The organism is Flavobacterium sp. R1_16, from assembly GCF_057652095.1.
Genome location: NZ_JBYFCG010000001.1, coordinates 808,513 through 821,815 on the forward strand (window position 1 = coordinate 808,513; position 13,303 = coordinate 821,815).

Sequence of the window (13,303 nt, forward strand, 5' to 3'; positions counted from 1 at the left end):
ATAATATATAAATATTTTCCGTACTACAACAGTATCACAACAGTTATAAAAACCCCCTAAATCAAAATCTCGCTTTCCAAATCTGATTTTTCAATACTGAAATCAAAACCCAATCGTTTTACCAGCTCAATCACCAAATTTTTATACCAGTTTTCAGACTTGGGATGGATATAGATTTTTTCGATGAGTTGGTTAATATCGACATCAATTTTCAATCCGTTGTCTATCGTTAAGTTGTGTGAAGTCACATCAGAAATAATTCGGATTTCACGTTCGTATTGAAAACTTTTTCGTTTGAACAAAAACGGAAAAAAGGTATTGTCAAAAGGAATATATTCTTTTTTGTAATCAATATAATTCACCTCTCCAATGTGTTGCGCATAAGTTTTTTCAGGACTTAAAGCTTCTTGCAGCCTTCCTAAGGTGGATTGAATGGCTAGACCTTCACTTTTTTGAGTAAAAATTTGCCACATCGCAAAGGATTCATATTCGTTGATGTGCCAACTGCTAATTACTACATTTTTGCGGTGGGTTTTATAATAATCTAAAAAGTCAGGATTGTCAATGGAGAGTTTTCGGATTTCTTCAAAAGTAGGTTCGCTAAAAGTGCCTTCGTATTGATCTTCAAATTTATCCGACCGCGACATGAATAATTTTTTGTACAATAACAAATCGACAAATTTGGACAAGTCTAGGTATTTCCAAACAATAGTGTTTGGGTCTTGAGGCTGCTTGATGGATTTGTCATTGATGTACATAAGAATTTGAAAATTCAAATTATACTTAACCTCGATTTTTACACAGATTACACAAATTAATCTGTGAGAATGAGCGAACTTTTAGTCAGCGCTTTCTAGTAAATTTGAGTTTGTTACTCAAACGACTGCATAGTAACTAATTTGTTATACGTTCCGTTTAAAGTAATGAGTTGTTCGTGACTGCCTTGTTCTACAATTCTGCCTTTTTCCATAACTACAATCACATCTGCTTTTTGAATGGTCGAAAGGCGATGGGCAATCACAACAGAAGTTCGGTTTTGCATCATATTTTCTAAAGCCAACTGAACCAGTTTCTCACTTTCGGTATCTAAAGCAGAAGTGGCTTCATCCAAAATCATGATTGGAGGATTTTTTAAAACCGCACGTGCAATACTCAATCGCTGTTTTTGTCCACCTGATAATTTGTTGCCACTATCACCAATATTGGTATAAATTCCATTCGGCAAATTTTGTACAAATTCATACGCATTAGCAATTTTCAAAGCTTCAATAATTTCTTCATCTGTTGCATCTAGTTTACCCAGAGAAATATTGGCTTTGATTGTATCATTAAAGAGAATGCTATCTTGTGTAACCAATCCCATTAATCCTCTTAGTGATTTCAAATGGATGTCTTTAATATCAGTTCCGTCAATAGTGATTTGCCCTTGATTAACATCATAAAAACGGGTTAACAAATTAGCTATCGTACTTTTTCCACTTCCAGATTGCCCCACAAGAGCAACGGTTTGTCCTTTTTTAACTTCAAGAGAAAAATCTTTTAAAACAGCTTCTTCTTCATATTTAAAATCGATGTTTTTGATGGAAATCGAGGATGTGAACGATTCTTTTTTAATGGCATCGATTTTACTTGTAATTGGATTTTCTTGTTCCAAAATTTCCAAAACACGCTCAGCAGCGGCATTACCTTTTTTTATATTGTATGAAGCTTTAGAAATGGATTTAGCAGGAGTAAGAATGTTGTAAGCCAAACCCATATAGGCTATAAACGAAGCGCCGTTCAGAGATTTTTCGATTAATACCATGTGTCCGCCGTACCAAAGTAAAATAGCAATAACCATGATTCCCATGAATTCACTCACGGGCGAGGCTAAATTTTGACGATTTCCAATACTGTTGGATAAGCCAAAAAAACGAGCTGTTGAATCTTGAAATACTTTGTTGAAATAGTTCTCAGCATTGTATCCTTTTACCACTTTCAATCCGCCTAAGGTTTCTTCAATAGTCGAAAGAAAGGTTCCTTGCTCTTGTTGGGCGCGAGTAGATTGTTTTTTTAATCGTTTTCCTATTAATGAAATAATGTAACCCGAAACTGGAATAAAAATAAATACAAAAAGGGTTAGTTTAGTACTTATGGTAAACATCATGATTATGGTAAAAACGATTGTCAGTGGCTCCTTTACGATAAGTTCAAGTATAGAAAGGAAAGAGGCTTGTACTTCATTGACATCACCTGCAATTCTAGAAATAGTATCGCCTTTTCTCTTTTCTGAGAAGAAGGCGAGAGGCAAGTCTAATGTTTTTTTGTACATCGCATTTCGCATGTCTCTCAAAACTCCATTTCGTAAAAAAGTGATGAAAAACATGGCGAGGTAATCGGATAAATTCTTCAACAAGAAAATGGAGATGATTACAAAAACCATGATGGATAGGGTGTAACCAACTCCATAGTTATCAGTTGAAATGGTAATAAAGTAACTTAGATAATTTTCTAAAAAGCCTTTCACATGAATTATTCCTTCCCAAACAGGCATGGTAGTATTCCTTTTAGTCTGATCAAATAACACTTGAATCATAGGTATCAATGCCATGAATGAAAGTGTACTGAATAAGGCGTACAAAACATTAAAAAAAATGTTTAAATACCCATACTTTTTATACGGTACAATAAAAGGAAAAAGCTTTTTGAAATTGTTCATTAAATGATTTTTAAATCCTGTAAGATATTTTTTATTTTTTCATCAAGATACGCTTCAACTTTTGGAGCATTTTCCACAGCATCTAAAGTTGCATTTACACTCACGTAGAATTTGATTTTTGGTTCTGTTCCACTTGGTCTAGCTGCAATTTTTGATCCGTCTTCGGTATAATATATTAAAACATCAGATTTTGGAACATTCAAGGTTTCTACTTCTCCAGTAAGTAAGTTTTTAGCAGTAGAATTTTTGTAATCTTCAAGCATTACGGCTCTTTGTCCGTTGATTTCTTTCACAGGATTTTGGCGCATATCTACCATCATTTGATTTATTTCTGCTAGACCTTCAATTCCTTTTTTGGTCATAGCCACTAAATGTTCTTTATAGAAACCAAAATCGACATACAATTGTAGTAGCGAATTGTATACTGAACTTCCTTTGGCTTTAGCCTGAGCTGCAATTTCACAAACTAATAAGGTAGCTGCAACTGCATCTTTGTCACGAACTGCATCACCCACCATGAATCCAAAACTTTCTTCTCCACCACCAATGAATTTTTGTTTTGGAAAATCTTTAATCATTTTAGCAATCCATTTAAAGCCTGTTAATCCAATTTTACATTCAACATTATAGGCTGTAGCAAGTTCCATCATCATAGGAGTAGAAACTATAGTGGAACCAATGAATTGTTTTCCATCTATTTTTCCTGCTTTTTTCCATTGTTCTAATAAGAAAGCCGTCATCAAAACCATGGTTTGATTACCATTTAATAGAATCATTTTTCCTTCGTTGTTTCTAACCGCTACTCCTAATCGGTCACAATCGGGATCTGTTCCTATAACGATGTCTGCATTTAGTTTATCTGCTAATGCTAATGCCATTGTTAATGCCTCTGGTTCTTCTGGGTTTGGTGATACCACCGTAGGGAAATCACCATTTGGTGTAGCTTGTTCAGGAACAATATTTACATTAGTATATCCTGCTTTACTCAAAGTTTCAGGAATAGCTTTGATAGAAGTACCGTGTAATGAAGTGAAAACAATATTCAGATTTTCTTTGGCAGCAGTTGGAGTATTAAAACTTGCATTTTCAATTGTTGATTTGATGAAAGCCTGATCAATTGCAGTATCTATATATTCTATCAAATCGCTATTAGATTCAAATTTGATATCATCGTATTTTAAATTTTCTATAACTTTAATAATATCAGCATCTTGCGGAGGTACAATTTGTCCACCATCTTCCCAGTATACTTTGTAACCATTATATTCCGGTGGATTGTGAGAAGCAGTCAATACAATTCCAGCCTGACAACCTAAATATTTCAAAGTAAAGCTCAATTCAGGAGTAGGTCTCATATCTGAAAATAAATACACTTTAATCCCGTTAGCAGAAAAAACATCTGCAACTACTTTGGCTAAAGTTTGACTATTATGACGACAATCAAATGCAATTGCTACCTTTAATTGTTTTCCAGGAAAAACTTGTTTCATGTAATTGGAAAGTCCTTGGGTATTTTTCCCCAACGTATATTTGTTAATTCTATTGGTTCCCACCCCCATAATACCTCGCATACCGCCAGTTCCAAATTCGAGATTTTTATAGAAACTTTCTTCTAAATTCTTTGGTGATGAAGTCATCATCTCTTTGATAGCTTCTTGTGTGTCGTTGTCAAATACGGGTGTTAACCACTCGTTTACTTTGTCTAAAATGCTTTGTTTAATATCCATAATTCTATTTTTTATAACCAATTTTGGTCTTTCTGTTTTATTATTTGAGTTATTATCTTTATCAACTAAAAAGTTTAATGCTTTGTAGATGTCAGGGAATTGGCTTTCTATAGCTATTATTCTTTCTTTCAATTCGCTGTAGGACAAAGTGAATTGTCGCATTGTTACAAATGCACGAATAATTGAAATGTTTATTGCTATTGCTTTTTCACTATTTAAAACACTTGAAAGCATTGCTATTCCTTGTTCTGTAAAGGCAAAGGGTTGCGATCCACCAAGAAAACTTTTAGATGGTATCACAAATTGTGACACCAATTGATTTATCTCATTTTCTGATAAAACAAACATAAAATCTTCAGGAAATCGATTTATGTTTCTTCGAACAGCTTGTTTCAAAATTCTATTCTCAACAGTATACATCAAAGCTAAATCAAAATCTAGCATTACTTTGTGCCCTCTTATTTCGTGTATTTTATTTTTTATAACTTCTAATTCCATCATTTAATTTTGAAAATCATTTAAAATTGACTTCGGTAGAAATTTTATAACGTTCTTCATTGTTTTTGGTTCGGAGAATAATTTCCCCTAAAAATCCTGCCAAGAAAAGTTGAGTTCCAATAATCATTGTTGTCAATGAAATATAAAACCAAGGATTATTAGTTACTAAATCATAAGGTAAATCGTGATACAATTTATATAGCTTCATAAATCCGATAAAACCTGAAGAGAGAAATCCGATGATAAACATCAAAGAACCCAAAGCGCCAAATAAATGCATAGGCCTTTTTCCAAAACTAGATAAAAACCAAATGGTAATTAAATCCAAAAATCCATTGATGAAACGATCCATTCCAAATTTGGTTTGACCATACTTTCGGGCTTGGTGTTGTACTACTTTTTCTCCAATTTTTCCAAATCCAGCATTTTTTGCTAGAACTGGAATGTAGCGATGCATTTCTCCAGAAACCTCAATATTTTTCACAACGACATTTTTATACGCTTTCAAGCCACAATTAAAATCGTTCAGTTGAACACCAGATGTTTTTCTAGCAGCCCAATTGAATAATTTGGAAGGAATATTTTTGGCAAAAACAGAATCGTATCGTTTCTTTTTCCACCCAGAAACCAAATCAAAATTTTGACTGGTAATCAACTCATATAATTCAGGAATTTCATTTGGATTGTCCTGTAAGTCAGCATCCATAGTGATAATTACATCACCTTGCGCCCTGTCAAAACCTGCATGTAAGGCTTGAGATTTTCCGAAATTTTTCAGAAAACGAATTCCTTTTACATTTTGATTTTCGTTAGATAATTGTTCAATAATAGACCAAGAATTATCTGTACTTCCATCATCAATAAAGATAATTTCATACGAGTAATTGTTGTTTTTCATCACAGAGACTATCCAATTATGGAGTTCTTGTAATGATTCTTCTTCATTGAGAAGTGGGATTACGATAGATAAATTCATTAATTACAGGCTTTGAGGTCTTTCTTTTTTGATAATTAAAGCACTAATTAGTCCAATGATACTATATATAATTAAATTAAAGATAAACCCTTTTAATTGACCAGCTGTTCCAAAAGAATCTGATTTTTGCATTTCTTCCACCATTTTATTGATGTCTGAAGGTTTTGCGCCAAATTTTTCCATCATTTCAACGGTATATTTGATGATGTTTTCAGTGATGATGGTTTTGGCGTCTGTATCAATAACATTAAATAGAAGTATACTAAATATAGTTGAAATAAAAAATCCAACAACTACTGTGATAAAAAAACAGCTGAAGGTTTCTTTAAATGATATAAATCCGCCAATACTTTTTTTGTATTTTAGTGTAGAAAAAACTCCAAATCCTGTTATCGCAATCACATTTACAATTCCAATCCATGAACTGGTAAATAAACTGATATCAATAGAATAGATAAGTGTTGTTACTAAAACTAAGAACAATCCTAGAAATATTCCTATATTTAGTGAAATTTTTCTCAAGTTTTCCATTTGAAGAATAGTTGGTTATAATGAACTTACAAATATAACAATTCTCTATTGAATGAGTGAAATATTTCCTCGTTGGATATTCTTTAAAAAAAGTGAGTATAAGATTTGATTATTAAAAAATAATTGTAAATTTGCACACTCAAAAATAATAAAGTAAAAACAAAAGGTTGTTTTTCGTTGATACCTTTATCTTAGAGAAAGAAAAGCATCAAAACGAGAATAATCATTAAATAATAAAGATTCACAAAATGAAAAAAGGAGTTCACCCAGAAAATTACAGATTAGTTGCTTTCAAAGATATGTCGAATGAAGATGTATTTATTACTAAATCTACTGCAGAAACAAGAGAAACAATCGTTCATGAAGGAATTGAATATCCTGTAGTGAAGATGGAGATTTCAAGAACTTCTCATCCTTTTTACACTGGTAAATCTAAACTTATTGATACTGCTGGTCGTATCGATAAATTTAAAAACAAATACGCAAAACACGTTAAATAATAACACGTTTTATTTACATACGAAAGCCTTTCAATTTGAAAGGCTTTTTTGTTTTTATCTCATTGAAAACTTTGTAACTTTGGTTTTTTGTAACTATTGAAATTTTAGAGATGAATTACATACTTTTTGATGGAACGGTTAGAACCGCTCTACTTCCATTTACTTTTACACGTCCTGTAGCTGATATCCGTATTGGTATTTTGACCATAAGAGAAAAATGGGAAAAATATTTAGGTACAACCACTACGACTTTGACTGAGGAATACCTGTCTGAAAAATATCCTATGGTAGAAATGGATGAAAATGTGATGATTAATGCATCTTATTTGCCTAATCCAGTCTTGGCCGAATTGGTAAGTAATTTAGAATCCAATCAAGCTATTTTTAAAGGAGAAGAAGTAATTGCATTTTTTACGCAAGAGTCTCAAGAAGAAGTAAATTTTGATTCCTATGAAATTATTGAATATACTGATGATTGTCTTTTTATAGCCAATCCTTGGGATATTTTTTCTAAAAATGATGCCGCTTTACGAGAAGATTTTGAACTCCTAACAGAGGACAGAAAATCTCAGCCCATACCCAAAAGTGTAAACGTAATTTCACCTGAAAATATTTTTATTGAAGAAGGAGCTAAGATGGAATTTGTAACTCTAAATGCTTCAACTGGTCCTATTTATATTGGTAAAAATTCTGAAATAATGGAAGGTTCTGTAATTCGTGGTCCTTTTGCTTTATGCGAAGAGGCTCAAGTAAAACTAGCTACAAAAGTATATGGAGCAACTACAGTGGGTCCTCATTGCAGAATAGGAGGCGAAGTAAATAATTCGGTGTTGTTTGGTTATTCTAATAAAGGGCATGATGGTTTTTTAGGCAATTCTGTTCTTGGTGAATGGTGTAATATTGGTGCCGATAGCAATAACTCCAACCTCAAGAATAATTACGAGGAAGTAAAATTGTGGAGTTATGAAACTGAAGGATTCAAGAAAACGGGTTTGCAGTTTTGTGGTTTAATGATGGGTGATCACAGTAAATGCGGAATCAATACGATGTTCAATACTGGAACGGTCGTGGGAGTTAGTGCCAACATATTTGGAAGTGGTTTTCCTCGAAACTTTGTGCCAAGTTTTTCATGGGGTGGGGCTTCAGGATTTACAACTTATATCACTAAAAAAGCTTTTGAAACGGCGCGAATTGTTATGTCAAGACGCCACGTAGATTTTGACGAGAAAGAAGCCCGAATTTTGGAACATGTTTTTGAAGAAACAAAAAAGTATAGAAAAGAATAACTTTAATTATTCGTTTTTTTTAGTTCCGAATTCCTACAGGAATATTTTTTTGAAAAAAAAGTAATTAAATTTTGTTGAATCAAAATAATATATAACTTTGTAATTCAAAGTACTTTATTATGAATCAAAAGCATCAAGAAGATTTATCTCACATTCGCTCTATGATGGAGCGTTCTTCAAGATTTATTTCATTAAGTGGACTCTCAGGAGTATTTGCTGGTTTATCAGCTTTGATAGGTGGTTTGTATGCATATCAATTATTTAATGAAAATGGAATCAATTATTTAGATGGGAATTCACATTCCGTAAACATTGATCTAGTTCGCAAACTGCTAGTTACTGCCTTAGTTGTTTTGCTTTCAGCTTTTACCTTTGGAATATTTTTTACGTTGAGAAAAAGCAAGAAGTATAATTTACCGATATGGACAACAGCAACGAAAAAAATGATTTTTAATCTTGCAATTCCTTTGATTGTTGGTGGTATTTTTTGTTTTGCTCTTATTTATTATCAAATATTTGGTTTAATTGCTCCAGCAACTTTACTGTTTTATGGATTGGCATTAATTAACGCTGAGAAATATACCTTTTCAGATGTTAAATATTTAGGTTTTTGTGAACTGTTTTTAGGATGTATTTCTCTTTTCTTTCTCGGATATGGTTTAATCTTTTGGATTTTAGGATTTGGTATTTTGCATATTTTTTATGGATTAATAATGTTCAAAAAATATAAATAAACCTTTCAGATGGGAATCATTGATAAATTGAATAAAGATTTTGAAAGTCGTGTCAGATTAGGTATTATGTCTATTTTGATGGTAAATGATTGGGTTGATTTTACTGAAATGAAAACACTTTTGGATATTACAGATGGAAATTTAGCTAGTCATTCTTCAGCATTGGAAAAGGGTGCATACATTGAAATAAAGAAAGAATTTGTGGGAAAAAAGCCAAAAACATCATATAGAATTACAAATTTAGGAAGAGAATCTTTTGTCTCACATCTAAACACCTTGGAAAAATTATTCAAATCTAAATAACTCTTTTTTTTAACTTTTTACTTTGAAAAACAAAGTACTTTTAAATTTTTTTAACTATGAAAAAACACCATTTAATTTTTGTTAGCAGTTTGATTTTTACACTGCTTTTTTACAATGAGTCAGTAGGAGTGAACTTGGCTATTTTTGGATTATTACTAACAGGAATAATTAGTTACTTCTTTCAAGAACGTTTTACAACTAGGTCACACTTGGTTTTAGTAATCATGTCAGTACTTTCATGCCTTGCTTTTGCTTGGTACGGTGATTTCGTTTCTTTTTTAGCCTTAGCATTATCTGTTATTTTTTTACAATTTAAAGTTCAGGAAGAAAAGCTAAAAATGATATTAGTTTTTCCACTTATATTTTTAAACGGAATTACTTCTCTAGGTCGTATATTGATGTTTAGTCAATGGCTTCCTAAAAGGAAATTTAAAAATGATTTTGCTAAAAAATTAATTGCCTATTTCATTATACCTGCTGTATTTGTTATATTATTTTTCATCGTATATGCATTCGGAAGCAAACATTTTTCATCTTTATTTACGAATTATACTTTAGATTTAAATCTTTTTGAAGTTATTCTAATTACTTTATTAGGTTTCTATATTTCATTCACTTTTTGGAATTATTGGATACCAAATTTCAGTCATGATTTTAATTCAAAATTGGAGAATGATTTTAGTAACGAGAATAGAGTTTCTAATCAAATGACATTTTCGTTTCTCGATATTGATTTTGAGAGGAGAAGTGGAGAGATAACTTTGATACTGCTAAATATTTTGCTTTTAGTTTTTATAGTCACCTTTAATTATGAGCAATTTTTTGAAGCTATTAAAACATCAACATTAAGTGACGCAACACATGAAAGAGTTAATGCAGTTATCTTTTCAATTATTATGGCTGTTGGTGTTATTCTATTTTACTTTAAAGGAAGCTTCAATTTTGATGAAAAATCTAAATACTTGAAGAAGTTGTCTAAAATTTGGATTCTATTAAATGGGATTTTGATTCTGAGCACTATTATTAAAAACTCAGAATATGTTGCTTTCTTTGGGTTAACTTATAAGAGATTAGGTGTTTATGCGTTTTTGTTATTAGCTATCATCGGTTTGTTCTTTGCTTTTGTAAAAATTACAAAGCAAAAAACTAATGCTTATCTTTTTAATCAAATGGTATGGTATTTTTACGGGACAATACTTTTGTGCAGTTTTATAAATTGGGGAAATCTAATTACGAATTACAATATTTTTGTAAACAAAGGTGTAGAACCAATGTACTTAAGTAGTTTGAATTTTAACGATCAAACCCGTAGAAATTATTTTGCACTAAAAAAATTAGACGGACAGTATACAGAAATTTCGAGAGAAGAACGAATTTCTCAAAGACAAAAAGATAGTTTTTTATCGAAAGCTTTGTATTATGAATTTATTCATCCCAAATAGATAGAAAAGACGCTGTTTCAAATTTTTGAAACAGCGTCTTTGATTTTAATAATCTCCTTTTCTCTTAAATCTAGGATCATCTCTTTTGATGAATTCCGTTCGTCTATTTGCAGGTTTAGTTTTAGGTAGACTCGCTTCTTCTGTTTTGCTTGAAGGTTCAATGAGTTGATTGAGTTCTTTGATTTCGGCATCGGTCAAATCACGGTAGCGACCAACAGGTATATCCAGTGATATGTTAATAATTCGAATGCGTTTTAATGTATTAACTTCATAGCCTAGATATTCGCACATTCGACGAATTTGTCTGTTTAATCCCTGGGTGAGAATGATTTTGAAGGTGTATTTGTTAATTTGTTCCACTTTACATTTTCGCGTAACAGTGTCTAATATAGGAATCCCATTTCCCATACGTTCTATGAATCGATCGGTTATAGGTTTGTTTACCGTTACAGTATATTCTTTTTCGTGATTATTACGTGCTCGTAAAATTTTATTGACAATATCTCCATCATTGGTCATAAAAATGAGACCCTCACTGGCTTTGTCTAATCTGCCAATCGGGAAAATACGTTTGGGATAATTAATGTAATCTACAATATTATTTCGAACTTCAAGATTTGTTGTACATTCAACACCAACGGGTTTGTTGAAAGCAAGATATACAAGTTTTTCGCTATTGTCTCGAATTAATTTTCCATCTATTCGAACCTCGTCATTTGGACTAACTTTTGTCCCCATTTCAGGGACAACTCCATTTATAGTAACCCTGCCTTCTTCAATGAGTTTGTCAGCTTCACGTCGAGAGCAATAGCCTGCTTCTCCTATAAATTTATTGAGACGTTTTAGATTTTCTTCCATTTGGTAAAAATAAGTAATTTACTTTTTAGTATTCAATCTAAAATAGTGATACAAGAATTTTAATTCAAACAAACGAAGTTCACGGAGTATCAAATAAAAATTGAGTTACTTTTTTATACAATTCATCATCGTGCATACTGTGTCCTAAACCTTTTGTTTCAATAAAATCTGCATTTTTCCATAAACTGGCTATTTTTTTTGCTTCTTCGAAAGAAACTACAGTGTCGTTATAATCATGCGCAATTAAGCCCTTAGTATCTAGTTTTGAAGCAAATAGATGACTAGAAAACTCCTCTATTTTGAGTTTAAAATGATTTAAATAATGATTTTCAAGCTCTTTAGCAATTTTCGAATTCAAGCTTAATAACTTAATATAATTCTGGAGTAGGATTTTAAAATCACTCGGGCTCCCTAGGATGACCATCTTTTTAATTCCTGAATTTTGATAGCGTGATTGAAAATACAAACAAGTTTTACCACCTATAGAATGCCCTATGAGATATTGAGGTTGGTATTTTGTAACCACTATATTGATGTATTCTGCATAATCAGGTATGGTAAATTCTTTTCCGCTAGACAAACCATGAGCAGGTCCATCAATGGCAATTATTGTACTTCCTGATTTTTTTAGATGAGGTAATAGATTTTCCCATCGTGAAGAGTTACTTTCCCAACCGTGGATTAGTAGTATTTTGGTTTCATTTCCTGACCAAATATAAGCTTTAAAGTAATCCTTCTTGTATTGAAAAGTCTCAATATGAGTTTCTTTTAATATTTTGGGAAGTTTATTTAAAATCAATTTCCCGCTTCTTGGTTCACTAAAAAAGGCATACGCTAATTGCGATGACTTTCTTGGTAATACGAAACTCAATACGTTAATGTATAACCCAATAGACTTGGTCAGTAGAAAGAGGTACACATTTTTCATATTAAAAAAAGTCCCGATGCAATCGGGACTTCAATTAGTTTAAAACTTTGAAAATAATTTTTCCATTTTTTCTTTTTCCTCTTCAGCGAGCGAGGTATCTACTAGGATTCTTCCTGAATGTTCATCAATTATAATTCTTTTTCTTCCTGCAATTTCTACTTGAGTTTGTGGTGGAATCGTAAAGAATGAACCAGCAGATGCTCCTCTTTCAATTGAAACGACCGCTAAGCCATTACGAACACTTGAACGAATTCTTTTGTAGGCAGCAAGCAAACGCTCTTCAATTAAAGCTTCATATTCAGCTGATTTTTCAGATAAGAAAGCTTCTTCTTTTTCTGTTTCGGCCATAATATCGCTTAATTCTGCTTTTTTGTGCTTCAAGTGATTTGATTTTGCTTCTAATTTTTCTTTAGATTCAGCTATCACTTGTTTTTTGTGTTCCATTGAAGCTCTCATTTCTTTAATTTGCTTTTCAGCTAATTGAATTTCAAGTTCTTGAAATTCAATTTCTTTTGTTAAAGAGTTGAATTCTCTGTTGTTGCGAACACTATCTTGTTGTTTAGTATATCTTTTTATAGTCGCTTGGTGCTCCTCAATAGCATTCTTTTTTAATTTGATTTGCTCTTCAATATGCTCCAAATCTTGTTTTAGTTTTTCGGTGCGAGTACTTAAACCTGCAACTTCATCTTCCAAATCTTCTACTTCTAGAGGAAGTTCACCTCTCACATTTCTAATTTCGTCAATTCTTGTGTCAATCAATTGTAAATCATACAATGCTCTTAACTTTTCTTCAACGCTTAATTCTTTTGTATTCGCCATAAT

General features: G+C 31.9%; 13 protein-coding genes and 1 pseudogene. 5 read left to right on the forward strand and 9 right to left on the reverse strand.

Going from position 1 to position 13,303, the window contains the following annotated elements; translation table 11 throughout:
• Positions 1–56: 56 nt before the first annotated feature.
• The 6 genes and pseudogenes from AC23L6_RS03425 to AC23L6_RS03450 all read right to left on the reverse strand — a co-directional run bounded on the left by AC23L6_RS03425 (position 57) and on the right by AC23L6_RS03450 (position 6,430).
• Positions 57–758, reverse strand: a complete 702-nt coding sequence (locus AC23L6_RS03425; protein WP_487562330.1) for a hypothetical protein — start codon at positions 756–758, stop codon at positions 57–59.
• 113 nt (positions 759–871) lie between these two features.
• Positions 872–2,698 (reverse strand): ABC transporter ATP-binding protein, encoded by a 1,827-nt coding sequence (locus AC23L6_RS03430; RefSeq protein ID WP_487562329.1) that lies wholly within the window; start codon positions 2,696–2,698, stop codon positions 872–874.
• Positions 2,698–4,425: a phospho-sugar mutase gene (locus AC23L6_RS03435; protein ID WP_487562353.1), complete on the reverse strand. Its 1,728-nt coding sequence runs from the start codon at positions 4,423–4,425 to the stop codon at positions 2,698–2,700. Before AC23L6_RS03435 ends, AC23L6_RS03430 begins: the two co-directional genes overlap by 1 nt.
• Positions 4,426–4,656: 231 nt before the next feature.
• Positions 4,657–4,926 (reverse strand): annotated as a pseudogene (locus AC23L6_RS03440) (ORF6N domain-containing protein); the annotation flags it as partial.
• A 13-nt stretch (positions 4,927–4,939) separates the two neighbouring features.
• Positions 4,940–5,899: a glycosyltransferase family 2 protein gene (locus AC23L6_RS03445; protein ID WP_487562328.1), complete on the reverse strand. Its 960-nt coding sequence runs from the start codon at positions 5,897–5,899 to the stop codon at positions 4,940–4,942.
• A 3-nt stretch (positions 5,900–5,902) separates the two neighbouring features.
• The gene (locus tag AC23L6_RS03450; protein ID WP_487562327.1) at positions 5,903–6,430 is read right to left on the reverse strand and encodes a DUF4199 domain-containing protein; all 528 of its coding nucleotides are present in this window, start codon (positions 6,428–6,430) and stop codon (positions 5,903–5,905) included.
• 248 nt (positions 6,431–6,678) lie between these two features.
• On the opposite strand from AC23L6_RS03450, the gene AC23L6_RS03455 reads away from it, so the two are divergent.
• The 5 genes from AC23L6_RS03455 to AC23L6_RS03475 all read left to right on the forward strand — a co-directional run bounded on the left by AC23L6_RS03455 (position 6,679) and on the right by AC23L6_RS03475 (position 10,695).
• Positions 6,679–6,930 (forward strand): type B 50S ribosomal protein L31, encoded by a 252-nt coding sequence (locus tag AC23L6_RS03455; RefSeq protein ID WP_487562326.1) that lies wholly within the window; start codon positions 6,679–6,681, stop codon positions 6,928–6,930.
• A 110-nt stretch (positions 6,931–7,040) separates the two neighbouring features.
• Positions 7,041–8,216, forward strand: coding sequence for a GlmU family protein (locus AC23L6_RS03460; RefSeq protein ID WP_487562325.1), 1,176 nt, complete (start codon positions 7,041–7,043; stop codon positions 8,214–8,216).
• A 119-nt stretch (positions 8,217–8,335) separates the two neighbouring features.
• Positions 8,336–8,950 carry a hypothetical protein gene (locus AC23L6_RS03465; protein ID WP_487562324.1) on the forward strand — a complete coding sequence of 205 codons (615 nt, stop codon included), beginning with the start codon at positions 8,336–8,338 and terminating at the stop codon, positions 8,948–8,950.
• Positions 8,951–8,959: 9 nt separating this feature from the next.
• Positions 8,960–9,253, forward strand: coding sequence for a winged helix-turn-helix domain-containing protein (locus AC23L6_RS03470; protein ID WP_487562322.1), 294 nt, complete (start codon positions 8,960–8,962; stop codon positions 9,251–9,253).
• A 56-nt stretch (positions 9,254–9,309) separates the two neighbouring features.
• Positions 9,310–10,695: a DUF4153 domain-containing protein gene (locus AC23L6_RS03475; protein WP_487562320.1), complete on the forward strand. Its 1,386-nt coding sequence runs from the start codon at positions 9,310–9,312 to the stop codon at positions 10,693–10,695.
• A gap of 45 nt (positions 10,696–10,740) precedes the next feature.
• Here AC23L6_RS03475 and rluF read toward each other — a convergent pair whose 3' ends face one another.
• The 3 genes from rluF to AC23L6_RS03490 all read right to left on the reverse strand — a co-directional run bounded on the left by rluF (position 10,741) and on the right by AC23L6_RS03490 (position 13,300).
• Entirely contained in the window at positions 10,741–11,553 is an 813-nt protein-coding gene (rluF, locus tag AC23L6_RS03480) for a 23S rRNA pseudouridine(2604) synthase RluF (protein ID WP_487562319.1), read from the reverse strand.
• 79 nt (positions 11,554–11,632) lie between these two features.
• The gene (locus tag AC23L6_RS03485; protein WP_487562318.1) at positions 11,633–12,481 is read right to left on the reverse strand and encodes an alpha/beta fold hydrolase; all 849 of its coding nucleotides are present in this window, start codon (positions 12,479–12,481) and stop codon (positions 11,633–11,635) included.
• Positions 12,482–12,520: 39 nt separating this feature from the next.
• Entirely contained in the window at positions 12,521–13,300 is a 780-nt protein-coding gene (locus tag AC23L6_RS03490; RefSeq protein WP_487562317.1) for a zinc ribbon domain-containing protein, read from the reverse strand.
• Positions 13,301–13,303 lie beyond the last annotated feature (3 nt).

Bases quoted from the DNA above. Each gene is read 5' to 3' on its own strand.
- AC23L6_RS03465 (WP_487562324.1), top strand. From the start codon at position 8,336: ATGAATCAAAAGCATCAAGAAGATTTATCTCACATTCGCTCTATGATG.
- AC23L6_RS03455 (WP_487562326.1), top strand. From the start codon at position 6,679: ATGAAAAAAGGAGTTCACCCAGAAAATTACAGATTAGTTGCTTTCAAA.
- AC23L6_RS03435 (WP_487562353.1), bottom strand. From the start codon at position 4,425: ATGGATATTAAACAAAGCATTTTAGACAAAGTAAACGAGTGGTTAACA.
- AC23L6_RS03460 (WP_487562325.1), top strand. From the start codon at position 7,041: ATGAATTACATACTTTTTGATGGAACGGTTAGAACCGCTCTACTTCCA.
- AC23L6_RS03475 (WP_487562320.1), top strand. From the start codon at position 9,310: ATGAAAAAACACCATTTAATTTTTGTTAGCAGTTTGATTTTTACACTG.
- AC23L6_RS03445 (WP_487562328.1), bottom strand. From the start codon at position 5,899: ATGAATTTATCTATCGTAATCCCACTTCTCAATGAAGAAGAATCATTA.
- AC23L6_RS03430 (WP_487562329.1), bottom strand. From the start codon at position 2,698: ATGAACAATTTCAAAAAGCTTTTTCCTTTTATTGTACCGTATAAAAAG.
- AC23L6_RS03425 (WP_487562330.1), bottom strand. From the start codon at position 758: ATGTACATCAATGACAAATCCATCAAGCAGCCTCAAGACCCAAACACT.
- AC23L6_RS03450 (WP_487562327.1), bottom strand. From the start codon at position 6,430: ATGGAAAACTTGAGAAAAATTTCACTAAATATAGGAATATTTCTAGGA.
- AC23L6_RS03490 (WP_487562317.1), bottom strand. From the start codon at position 13,300: ATGGCGAATACAAAAGAATTAAGCGTTGAAGAAAAGTTAAGAGCATTG.
- rluF (WP_487562319.1), bottom strand. From the start codon at position 11,553: ATGGAAGAAAATCTAAAACGTCTCAATAAATTTATAGGAGAAGCAGGC.
- AC23L6_RS03470 (WP_487562322.1), top strand. From the start codon at position 8,960: ATGGGAATCATTGATAAATTGAATAAAGATTTTGAAAGTCGTGTCAGA.
- AC23L6_RS03485 (WP_487562318.1), bottom strand. From the start codon at position 12,481: ATGAAAAATGTGTACCTCTTTCTACTGACCAAGTCTATTGGGTTATAC.